This is a genomic window from Clostridium liquoris, assembly GCF_002995785.1.
Classification (GTDB): Bacteria; Bacillota; Clostridia; order Clostridiales; family Clostridiaceae; genus Clostridium_AO; species Clostridium_AO liquoris.
This window is the reverse complement of the sequence record NZ_PVXO01000071.1, coordinates 21,326-31,802: the sequence shown is the minus strand read 5'-3', so window position 1 is coordinate 31,802 and position 10,477 is coordinate 21,326. Positions and strand designations below refer to the sequence as shown.

Annotated in this window: 14 protein-coding genes; 1 reads left to right on the top strand and 13 read right to left on the bottom strand. The window is 29.0% G+C overall.

The window, feature by feature from the left end; translation table 11 throughout:
- Positions 1-511: 511 nt before the first annotated feature.
- Positions 512-1,450 carry a GNAT family N-acetyltransferase gene (locus CLLI_RS13465; RefSeq protein ID WP_106064717.1) on the bottom strand — a complete coding sequence of 313 codons (939 nt, stop codon included), beginning with the start codon at positions 1,448-1,450 and terminating at the stop codon, positions 512-514.
- A gap of 325 nt (positions 1,451-1,775) precedes the next feature.
- On the opposite strand from CLLI_RS13465, the gene CLLI_RS13460 reads away from it, so the two are divergent.
- The gene (locus CLLI_RS13460) at positions 1,776-2,435 is read left to right on the top strand and encodes a DUF4230 domain-containing protein (protein ID WP_106064716.1); all 660 of its coding nucleotides are present in this window, start codon (positions 1,776-1,778) and stop codon (positions 2,433-2,435) included.
- Between the two features lie 614 nt (positions 2,436-3,049).
- Here CLLI_RS13460 and CLLI_RS13455 read toward each other — a convergent pair.
- The 12 genes from CLLI_RS13455 to dnaX form a co-directional block, all read right to left on the bottom strand.
- Entirely contained in the window at positions 3,050-3,238 is a 189-nt protein-coding gene (locus tag CLLI_RS13455; RefSeq protein ID WP_106064715.1) for a hypothetical protein, read from the bottom strand.
- A gap of 12 nt (positions 3,239-3,250) precedes the next feature.
- Complete coding sequence (locus tag CLLI_RS13450; protein ID WP_106064714.1) at positions 3,251-3,439, bottom strand: hypothetical protein; 189 nt, start codon at positions 3,437-3,439, stop codon at positions 3,251-3,253.
- A 152-nt stretch (positions 3,440-3,591) separates the two neighbouring features.
- The gene (locus CLLI_RS14660) at positions 3,592-3,750 is read right to left on the bottom strand and encodes a hypothetical protein (RefSeq protein ID WP_170063741.1); all 159 of its coding nucleotides are present in this window, start codon (positions 3,748-3,750) and stop codon (positions 3,592-3,594) included.
- Positions 3,751-3,775: 25 nt separating this feature from the next.
- Positions 3,776-4,555: an EFR1 family ferrodoxin gene (locus CLLI_RS13445; protein WP_106064713.1), complete on the bottom strand. Its 780-nt coding sequence runs from the start codon at positions 4,553-4,555 to the stop codon at positions 3,776-3,778.
- Positions 4,556-4,621: 66 nt separating this feature from the next.
- The gene (locus CLLI_RS13440) at positions 4,622-5,155 is read right to left on the bottom strand and encodes an NAD(+) diphosphatase (protein ID WP_106064712.1); all 534 of its coding nucleotides are present in this window, start codon (positions 5,153-5,155) and stop codon (positions 4,622-4,624) included.
- A 98-nt stretch (positions 5,156-5,253) separates the two neighbouring features.
- Complete coding sequence (gene sfsA / locus CLLI_RS13435; protein ID WP_106064711.1) at positions 5,254-5,946, bottom strand: DNA/RNA nuclease SfsA; 693 nt, start codon at positions 5,944-5,946, stop codon at positions 5,254-5,256.
- Positions 5,947-6,222: 276 nt separating this feature from the next.
- Complete coding sequence (locus CLLI_RS13430; RefSeq protein ID WP_106064710.1) at positions 6,223-6,477, bottom strand: pro-sigmaK processing inhibitor BofA family protein; 255 nt, start codon at positions 6,475-6,477, stop codon at positions 6,223-6,225.
- Between the two features lie 56 nt (positions 6,478-6,533).
- Positions 6,534-6,803 carry a DUF2508 family protein gene (locus CLLI_RS13425; protein WP_106064709.1) on the bottom strand — a complete coding sequence of 90 codons (270 nt, stop codon included), beginning with the start codon at positions 6,801-6,803 and terminating at the stop codon, positions 6,534-6,536.
- A 160-nt stretch (positions 6,804-6,963) separates the two neighbouring features.
- Positions 6,964-7,527, bottom strand: coding sequence for a pyridoxamine 5'-phosphate oxidase family protein (locus CLLI_RS13420; RefSeq protein ID WP_106064708.1), 564 nt, complete (start codon positions 7,525-7,527; stop codon positions 6,964-6,966).
- Between the two features lie 207 nt (positions 7,528-7,734).
- Positions 7,735-8,331: a recombination mediator RecR gene (gene recR / locus CLLI_RS13415; protein WP_106064707.1), complete on the bottom strand. Its 597-nt coding sequence runs from the start codon at positions 8,329-8,331 to the stop codon at positions 7,735-7,737.
- Between the two features lie 27 nt (positions 8,332-8,358).
- A complete protein-coding gene (locus tag CLLI_RS13410) occupies positions 8,359-8,700 on the bottom strand; it encodes a YbaB/EbfC family nucleoid-associated protein (protein WP_106064706.1) in 342 nt (113 codons plus the stop codon).
- A gap of 114 nt (positions 8,701-8,814) precedes the next feature.
- On the bottom strand, positions 8,815-10,422 hold the full coding sequence (dnaX, locus tag CLLI_RS13405) for a DNA polymerase III subunit gamma/tau (RefSeq protein ID WP_106064705.1): 1,608 nt from the start codon (positions 10,420-10,422) through the stop codon (positions 8,815-8,817).
- Between the last annotated feature and the right edge of the window lie 55 nt (positions 10,423-10,477).

The window sequence follows — 10,477 nt, the reverse complement described above, 5'->3', positions numbered from 1 at the left end:
CTCTCAATTTAAAAGTTTAATCAAAAATTGCCATAAACTTCGCATTACTTCGTCATGTTGGCTTGCTCCGGTGCTCATTTACTGAAGTAAACTCCGCTCCTCACTGCACCACATTCCTTGTACTGCTTGTTTCTGTCAATTTTTTAGCTCATCGCTATTTTAACAGTTACCTGTTAAGAATTGACTGGTTTCTCTTCTCTGTTTAATTTTCAAAGACCATTGCTGTCATTTGACAACTTTTATATAATATCATTTCTAATTTACTTTGTCAACATATTTTTTAATTTGTCTTATTAAAAACTTTTATGTTGACTTTTTAACCTTTAGTTTCTCAACTTTCGGCACTTCTCTGTCACATTTTTCAGCGACATATGTTATTTTATCACAATTATTCTATGCATTATATTAGCAATATTAGCTTAGTCTAAATTAAACATATATATCTCCTAAATACTTATTTTTTCTTTAAATTATTTATATGGACACGCTTGATTAGGTTGTAATCAATTATTTAGCCTTCTTTAATCTTATAAAAGGTAATATGATCTCTCCACCTTCCATTAATATAAAGATAATCCTTATTTAAGCCTATCTCTTTAAACCCGCAAGCTTTTAATGCATTTTGAGATCTAAAATTATCTATAAGAGTAGACGCTTCTACCCTATGTAGGTTTATCTCATCAAAAGCATATTCTACTGCTAGGTTTAATGCTTCTTTCATATAACCTTTCCCCTCTTCGTTTCTATCTATAGAGTATCCAACAAAACAATTTCTAAATATGCCCATTACTATATTAGATAATTGTATTTTCCCTATAAACTTGTTATCCTTATATATACCAAAGTTAACTGAAGTACCGTTTAGAAACTGTTTGTAATTCTCCATTAAGATTCTCTTTTGAACAGATAGAGTATAAAAGTTATTCTCTCTTGTTGGTTCAAAAGGCTCTAAATGCTCTTTATTTTCTATATAATATTTCAATACTTCCTCTGCATTTTCAGGCGTCAATAGTTTAATTTCTATATGTTTTCCTCTTAGTGATATCTTCCTTATAATGTTATTGCTAAATATTTCTTTATCTATACCAAATAATATTTCATCTTTGTATATATTGTCTTTTATAATACTATTAGAAATAATTCCTTCTAATTCAAATCCTAAATCCGTAAAAGATGATAAATTTACATCTTCTTCGGCTAATACATTTACTTTAAACATATCCATATTCTTAAATAAAGTTATAAGAAACTTATTTAGAGAATTCTTTAGATACTGATAGCTTTCTTCTCCCTTTTTATAAAATCTTATTCTGAAGCAGCAATACTTATTTTCCTTTGATAAATCAATTATATATACCCTTCCTATGGTGATACCTGAATCATCTCTAACTATATATTCATTTACACTGCCTTGCGCTAATTGCATATTAACTACTTTTGAATCCAACATAGTATCCCTCCTATCATAAAATTAAGATAAAACTTCTTTTGTATTCCTATGTATAAAATATACAAATATTAAAGCCACTGTTATGACATTGTTTTTATTTTCCATAGCCTAAATCCAAATTTATTAATTTTTGTATATACCATGTAATATTATAACATATGCCCTATTGTTAATAAAAAATATATTGATATAATATTTTATTATGCTTATATTTATATTAAACTTATGATTGCAATAATCTTCATGTTTCATTACTAAAATATAATTGGTAAATACTTAATGATTGGGGGGATAATATTCAAATCAATAAGATTTGAATACATAAATGAAAAGAATAATAAAAAAAAGAACTATAATATTAATAACAATTTCATTAATTTTAGGATTTACCATATGCTATAAGTATTTTATTAAATCAAAAACAAAGTCCTTACCAGGGATGGCAAAAAGTATAGAAAATATGTCAAGAAAAGCTATTACTAGCGAAGCCATAGTAAATAAAATACATGAAAAAAAGGATTTAATAACTATGGAAGTAGATTTATCTGATAGGGTAGTATTAGATGATAGCTGGGGAAACTTTGATATATTTAAAAAAGTAACCTATATTGATTTTTGTGGAAAAGGAATTTATACTATAGACTTGTCAAAATTAAAAGGTGAAAATATAACCATTCAGCCTAATGTTAAAACTATATATATAAGTGTTCCTAAACCAGAAATAAAATCAGTAAATATAGACGAAGAAAAAACTATCTATGAAACAGAAAAAGGTGCTCTTAGATTTGGGGAAATAAAACTTTCTCCCCCAGAAAATCAAATCATAACTAAAAAAGTTAAAGAAAGAATGAAAGAAAAATTGATGGAGCCAGATATGTTAAATAAAGCTCTAGCAAACACTGAAAAGTCTGTTAAAGATCTTATTGGTTCTGTAGTAGATAATAAAGGTTCTGATTATAATATAATAGTTTATTTTGAAAAATAACATTGAATGGCTGCGGCACTAATTTTTAGTGCCGCAGCCACTTTAATTTCCCACTCTTTTAAAAATACAGCATCTTAATATCATAATCTACCGTCCAAGGTATTTATACCTTGCTATCATACCAAGAATTTAAAAAAGCAGGACTATTTAATATCAACAGAACCATAAGAAGATAAGCCTTGCCTTTATCAAAGTTAAATCCTATTCCATAGAATAATGAGCTTATTCTTCACTAACTTTCCCGCAGAATAAACCTTGAACAAAGTCTATAAGTTTTATTCTTTTCATATAGACCTATCCCAAATTTCCGTACAAAGAAATCTATATAAGAGAAAAAATCTTTTCCTTCTTATTTGTTCTGTTATTCCCTAAAAGATACATTAAAGTTAGACATTTTATAGGAAATTATAAATAGTTAATTATAAAAAATATATATAAATACCATGATATAATAACAAAGTCATAAAAACCTTCTTTATGAATCATTTATTATATAAGTTAATTATATCATACATTAATTACCTATGGCTACATATTTAAAACATTAATTATTATTTAAAACTTTAAATATGTACAAAAAAAGACAGCAAATTCTTATGCTGCCTTTGTTAAATTTATCCTTGATCTAAACCTGCAACTACTTTATCATAATAGTCTATTGTACAAATTTCATTTTCAAAGTTAAGGCAATTTCTACAACTTTTATTTTCTGGTTCTCCTGTGGAAGATTGAAATCCATCGTATATTGGCATATAACCAGGACAATTTTCTCCTACAGCCATCATTTCATATGCATTTCCCATAATATTACCCTCCTAATTTCTATATATTCTTTCCTTAATTGGATCAAATAAATTCTTCACACACTTTCCTTTTTCAAAGTTCTTACAGTTCTCACAACTATCTGTTATATTACTTCCTACATCAGACACAAATACAGATGCTATAGGTTCATAACCCTCACAATTTTCAGCAACTACCATTTTAAGTTCCTCTAATCGCATATGTATCACCTTCTTCGTTAAGTTTTATATGTTACTGCTATATATTCTTTCCATGAAAACAAAAAATAATTCTTAAATTTAGTAATTAAATAAAAAAATTAGCATATCTCAAATATAATTTTGAAATATGCTAATTTAGGATATTAAATAATCTAATTTAATACAGACTCTGTTTCAGTACAATATCTTGTAGTTAAACATTTTCCTAGATTTCTAGGGCATCTCCTGCACATACAATTGTTGGCTTTACCATCACATTTTCTGCTTAAAAATTCAGGACAATATTTACAATTATCTCCTCCTACTGCCATTACTCTTCACCTCTGCAATATGTATCTATTTTAAAATAAGATTTTTTATCATGTCTTTTTGGGTTTGTTCTATTTTTTTATCTTTATATCTTATAGCATTTATAGGACATATATGAATACATCTCATACAAAACATACACTTGCCATGAAATATAGCTCCACTATTTTCAAAAGTGATATTTCCCTTAGGGCAGTTTCTTAAACACAATCCACACTTTGTACATTCTTCTGTAGATGTAAAATTTTTAGACATTTTAGGGAATAGTCTGCTATAACTCTTACCCATAAGCTTTCCCCCTGCTATCCTTAAATGGCTCAAATGTACTTTTGTGTCTTTATTATTTAAAAAATTTTCCACAACCTTATTAACCTGTTTATAGGCATTATCCTTAGCAATATCAAAAATATGCTGTTCCGTTTTTTTGCCAACTCCAAAATAATAGTTATTACTCATTTGCAGCATACTTTCAGCTACAACCTTATACCCTTTTTTTTCTAACTTCCCTTTTAAAATTGACACTGCTGAAGCAGTTTTAGCTGCTTGTGTTGAATATACAATAGCCTTCATATTATTTTTATTACTAGGTAGTTTTTCAATAAAATCATCAACTATTTTAGGTTCTAACTCGGCATACACAGAAGTTCCTAATATAATAAAGTCATAATTATCTATTTCAAATTCTTCTACATTCTCTATATTTACTAAATCAATTTCTATTCCATGTTTGTAAAAACTATCTTTAAATCTATCTCCTACCCATTTTGTATTTCCTGTACCACTGAAGTAATATAAGATTCCCTTCATAAAATCTCACCTTCTCCCAATATTATAATTATTTATGCAACCTATAAACCATAGAATTTAATTATATTATTTTTTATTATTATCACATATATAAGCTTTTTCTTCATCATACCCAATTTTCTTTAAAACTTTTCTTACTACATTTTTTCCTATTTCATCTTCCTTCATTTCACAAAGGGCATTTTTTAATTCCCTCCAATCAACCCATTCAACTTCATCGGATTTATTAATTTCTCCTTCTAAATAGTCTGCCATAAAAGTTAACATTATTAATTCCTTTGATGGCAGGTATTCACTTCCTAAATATTTTATATTTGACACCATAATTCCTGTTTCTTCTTTTACTTCTCTGTATACTGTTTCCTCCACAGTTTCACCATTTGTAACATAACCAGATACTAAAACCTTTGAATCTTTAAATATGTAACTTTGTTTAAGAAGTAAAATATTATTATCTTTTATTACAGCTACAACTACACAAGGTTTAGGGGTGTCAAAATACATTATATCATCTACAGGACAATAAGGTACTTCTCCTTCATCCCAACTATATTTCCCTATTAATTCATTACCGCATTTAGGACAATATTTAAACTTCATAGCAATTTGTTCTAAAAATAATTTAGAACTTTCACCTGCCTTTCGAAATTATTAATATAAGATTATTATAGGACAACTTATTTAATTATTCCAATACATTAAAGTCTAATACTAACTCTATCCTTTAGAGTAATAAAATCTTCGCCTACACTGCAGTCATATGCAAATATATTTACTCCATTTTTATATGCAAGTCTTAATGCATCTCCAAAAGCTTTATCCATGTCATCATTAGGTGTAAAATAACTTACATCTTCCATTTGGATTAAAAATAGGACTCCTGCTCCTTTTCCCTGATTTTTAACTTCTATCAATTCTAATAAATGCTTTCTTCCTCTTTCCGTTGGAGCATCAGGGAATCTAGTTTCTCCGTTCTCCTCAAGGGTTACTCCTTTTACTTCTAAATAATATTCTTCATCCGCTTCATTTCTTAATCTAAAATCAAATCTGCTATTTCCAAAAGTTTTCTCCCTTTCAACCATAGTATATTCCTTAAGTCCTTCTATTTTTCCATGAATTAAAGCCTCTTCCACAACTTTATTAGGTATCTGAGAATCTATATTTATAAATTTTTGCCCTTTATATGCTCCAATTAAATCATACTTTGTCTTTCTTAAAGGATTATTCTCTTCCCTTAAAACTACAGTAGCACCTGGTATTAATATTTCTTTACATCTACCAGTGTTAGGAACGTGTACTAATGTTTCATTACCATCTATAAGCACATATCCCTGAAATCTATTAGGCCTTCTAATAAATTTAGCCCTTATGATTTTTTTATTTATAAACATATTATTATCTCCATTTCTATTTAATGTTATACACAAAGTCTAATAATTTATCCACATTATGCACAAAAATATTCACATTTGTGAACAAATACTATATTACTGTTATATCATAAGTAAATATTTTTATGTATTATAATAAAACAAAAGGCTGTTGATAATTTTTGTTACCAACAGCCTAATAAATTACTATATTCTCATTTAATTTATTTTGAGATATTTCTATTCCTGCAATTCTAACCAAATTTTCATCAACCCTTACCAGTACATTATTGTGTACTATAATAAAACCTTAAATATAATTAAGAATATTACTCCAGGCACACCAAAAAAACCTGCTATCAGTGCCGTCGCCGCATTTATTCCTATGCTAAAGTTAAATAATGACCCTACCATATTTATCAAAAATAATAAAACTGCTCCCATTACACCGTTTATTATTAATTTTGTTAATATGGCTAAAGGCCACGCAAATATTTTTACCAATACTACTAATGCTAAAATTGCAATTATAAAATACCCTATATATTCCATATTATCACCCCTTCTCCCAAATCACTATAATTATAAATATTAGCCTTTCACTAAAATTATACAGCATCAAACCCTTCTAACATATATTTATATTGAATCTTAATTTTTTTATTCTTTGCCTCATTCAATAAATACATATATTTAGCTTTAGCTGCTTCCTCCATATATATAGCGTAGTCTACTAATCTTGGATCTTTAGCCATTTCAAAATAACATCTAGCTCTTTCTATTTCTTCCATAGACTCTATTATAGAAGTGATTATTTTCTTTTCTTCTTTTGTATAGCTCTTATCCTTTTTTAATTGAAGCCTAAATTTGTTATTCATAAAAAACCTCCTATCACATGTGTTATTGTAATCTTTGACATATAATAAGGGGTTTATTCATTGTGTTCATCAAACAAACTCCTTTCCTTTTTAAAATTAATTTACATAACGATAGGACTTTATTTGATGAGGACATAGATATAGGGATAAGGGATATTGATTATTCAGTTTTTGCCCACTTTAGTTCTTCTCCGTTTGCATCATATTTTTTTCTTTTGGCTGTAATTTCTTCAATTTCTATAGAATATACATTAGTGCCCTTTAATCCTGCTTTAGCTGCTATAGGAAAGTAAGCCATCTTTGTCGGGACATATTTTTCACATATTAACCTTAGCCCTCTTACCTTTTCTTCTTCATCTTCTACTAATCTCACTTTTCCTACTACAATAGCAGATTCAAATTGGGTAGTAAAAACTTTACTACCAAGCATCCCTGCTTTTGATTCATCTTTCAGTATTTCATTTAATTCCTCGTTAGAGTAGATTTCTGGAATTTTTGTTTCTCCAACAAAAACTACGCTAACCTTAGGATTCTTCTCAAGTATCTCAACCTTTCTTCCATCCATAGCTGAATGAAAATATAATGTATTTCCATCTCTTGCAATAGAAAGAGGAATACTATAAGATTTATTATCATTATCTACCATTGAAAGTACTCCATATGTGGATTTATCTATGACTTCTAATCCAAATTTTCTGTTCATTTCTCTATCTTTTCTTCTCATACTTTTCACCTGCCTAAATGCTATTATTATTACATAGGTTCCACTCCATTCAAATTTCTGTTCAAACCTCTAATAAAAAACCATAGTTCCAAGACATTACTTATACCTTTTCCCTATGGTCTTCTACAATAACTTTATTTACATCCTAAAATGAATTTGCATAATGATATGACTTTATTTGATGGAGACACACATATAAATTTTAATCTATATTTCTTTTCTACCCTCTAAAGCTTTAGATAATGTAACCTCATCAGCATACTCTAAGTCTCCCCCTACAGGTATTCCATGAGCAATTCTGGTTACTTTAGTTCCTAAGGGCTTTAGTATTTTAGATATATACATAGCCGTAGCTTCTCCCTCTACATTAGGATTAGTTGCAACTATAACTTCTTTTACATTTCCATTGATTCTGCTTACCAATTCTCTAAGCTTTATATCATCTGGTCCTCTTCCCGCCATAGGAGATATTGTTCCATGAAGTACATGGTAGGTTCCATTGTATTCTCTAACCTTTTCTATGGCTATTACGTCTTTAGGCTCTTCTACAACACATATAGTACTTTTATCCCTATTAGGATTACTGCATATAGCACATGGATCTTTATCTGTAAAATTACCACATACAGAGCAATATTTTATTGTTCCCCTTGCCCTTACAAGAGCTGATGCAAATTCATCTACTTCATCCTTTGGTAAATTCAAAACATATAAAGTTAATCTTTGAGCAGTCTTATTTCCTATTCCGGGAAGTTTCGCAAATTCCTCCATAAGTTTCTCAATGGCTACTGGATAAAACTCCAATTCCTTCACCTCATCTTAAATTAACCATTAAAACATTCCTGGTATATTTAATCCGCCAGTTAGTTTTTTCATCTCATTAGATGTTTCTTCTTCGGCTTTTTTTAATGCCTCATTGCAGGCAGATATAATCAAATCTTGAAGCATTTCAACATCATCTGGATCTACTGCTTCAGGTTGTATTTTTATATCAACAATTTCTTTTTTTCCGTTCGCTACAGCTTTAACTACCCCCCCGCCAACACTTGCTTCAAATTCCTTATCTTGTAACTGAGATTGCATTTCCTCCATTTGTTTCTGAAATTTCTGTGCTTGTTTCATTAAATTATTCATGTTTCCTCCACCGAAGTTGGGTAATCCGTTTTTTGCCATGTCCTATATTCCTCCTTTAATATCTTTTAGAATTTAAATACTTTGCCTAATTATAGTGTATCATACAACTATTTATTGTAACTTATGAATTATAAACTGTAAATTACTTTACATCTATTCTTCTAATATTTTTACCATGTCCTCTCCAAAGGTCTCTTTTAAAAGTTCTTCGGGATTTTCTTTATCCGTTTCTTCCTTTTCTATAATATATTTTATTCCTATCCTTTCTTTTAGTACCTCTGAAAATATTTCTTCTACTATTTTTCTATTTTCTTCTTTTTCAAGTCTTTGTTTATTAAAAGCATACTGTTGTTCATATTTTAATGTTAAAATTCCATCTTTACATTCTATAGGTTGAGCAGTCATTAAAGATGCATATATTACCATATGTCGTCTAGCTTTAAAAGTTTCTAATATATCTTTCCATGATTTCTTTACTATATCTATATTCAATTTTGAATCTGGATTAAATTTTTTAGCCGGCTGTATTACCGCATTATCATTAACTTTTTTTTCTTTAGACCTTCCTTGTGCTTTTGGTACTACAGTTTCACAAGCCACTTTTATTTCACCAGTTTTCATGGCTTCTTCAAGCTTATTTAATCTTGCAAGTATAACTTCTTTTGAAGTATCGTACTCTATCTTACACATCTTAATTATGGCTAACTCTAAATATATTCTACTTTGTTTAGTCCATTTAGATTGTTCCTCTGCATCTTGAAGTATTCTTATGTCTCTCATAATTTCTTCGATTCTTATCTTTCCGCTTTGCTCTTTTAAAAGATTTATATTTTCCTCTGACATATCCAATACTTCATCAGGATTTTGACTTACTTTAACCATAAGTAGATTTCTCATATGGTTTATCATATCCTTAATAAAATAATGTATATCTTTCCCACTGAGTACTATATCTTCTATTACCTTAATAGAATTCTCAACATCTTTATCTATTATACTATCTGTAAGCTTTAGTAAATTCTCATTAGTTACAAGCCCCAACATATTTATTACTTTATCATATTCAATTTTCCCATTACCCATGGATATAGCCTGATCCAACACACTTAAAGCATCCCTCATTGCGCCATCTGACATTCTAGCTATGAGATTCAGGCTTTTGTCATCTGCAAAAACTCCCTGTTCCTTTACAATAAGCCTAAGCCTTTCAAATATATCTTCACTTTTTATTCTTTTGAAATCAAAGCGCTGACATCTTGATAAAATAGTTATAGGAAGCTTCTGAGGATCAGTGGTAGCAAGAATAAAAATTACATTGGCTGGTGGTTCCTCTAGTGTCTTTAAAAACGCATTTACTGCTCCCGGCGATAACATATGCACTTCATCCATTATATAAACTTTATACCTTGCTTCTCTTGGTGGATAATTAACCTCTTCTACTATTTCTCTTATTTTATCTACTCCGTTATTAGAAGCAGCATCTAACTCTGTTACATCTATTAAAAGATTTGAGTTTATTTTTTTACACATTTCACATTCATTACAAGGCTCACCATCCTGCAAATTTAAACAATTCACAGCTTTTGCAAGTATTTTAGCTGTAGATGTTTTTCCAGTTCCTCTAGTACCGCAAAAAAGATATGCATGAGCTATTCTATTATTTATTATTTGGTTTTTTAATGTAATAGTTATATGTTGCTGACCTATTACATCTTTAAAGTTTTTAGGTCTCCATTCTCTATATAAAGCTGTATAGGACATACATTTCACCTCTTAGTAAAACTTTTAAATTGATTTTTAATCATATCTCATACTA

Coding starts and splice junctions, on each gene's coding strand:
- CLLI_RS13465 (WP_106064717.1), bottom strand. CDS start 1,450: ATGTTGGATTCAAAAGTAGTTAATATGCAATTAGCGCAAGGCAGTGTA.
- CLLI_RS13460 (WP_106064716.1), top strand. CDS start 1,776: ATGAAAAGAATAATAAAAAAAAGAACTATAATATTAATAACAATTTCA.
- CLLI_RS13455 (WP_106064715.1), bottom strand. CDS start 3,238: ATGGGAAATGCATATGAAATGATGGCTGTAGGAGAAAATTGTCCTGGT.
- CLLI_RS13450 (WP_106064714.1), bottom strand. CDS start 3,439: ATGCGATTAGAGGAACTTAAAATGGTAGTTGCTGAAAATTGTGAGGGT.
- CLLI_RS14660 (WP_170063741.1), bottom strand. CDS start 3,750: ATGGCAGTAGGAGGAGATAATTGTAAATATTGTCCTGAATTTTTAAGC.
- CLLI_RS13445 (WP_106064713.1), bottom strand. CDS start 4,555: ATGAAGGGAATCTTATATTACTTCAGTGGTACAGGAAATACAAAATGG.
- CLLI_RS13440 (WP_106064712.1), bottom strand. CDS start 5,155: ATGAAGTTTAAATATTGTCCTAAATGCGGTAATGAATTAATAGGGAAA.
- sfsA (WP_106064711.1), bottom strand. CDS start 5,946: ATGTTTATAAATAAAAAAATCATAAGGGCTAAATTTATTAGAAGGCCT.
- CLLI_RS13430 (WP_106064710.1), bottom strand. CDS start 6,477: ATGGAATATATAGGGTATTTTATAATTGCAATTTTAGCATTAGTAGTA.
- CLLI_RS13425 (WP_106064709.1), bottom strand. CDS start 6,803: ATGAATAACAAATTTAGGCTTCAATTAAAAAAGGATAAGAGCTATACA.
- CLLI_RS13420 (WP_106064708.1), bottom strand. CDS start 7,527: ATGAGAAGAAAAGATAGAGAAATGAACAGAAAATTTGGATTAGAAGTC.
- CLLI_RS13410 (WP_106064706.1), bottom strand. CDS start 8,700: ATGGCAAAAAACGGATTACCCAACTTCGGTGGAGGAAACATGAATAAT.
- dnaX (WP_106064705.1), bottom strand. CDS start 10,422: ATGTCCTATACAGCTTTATATAGAGAATGGAGACCTAAAAACTTTAAA.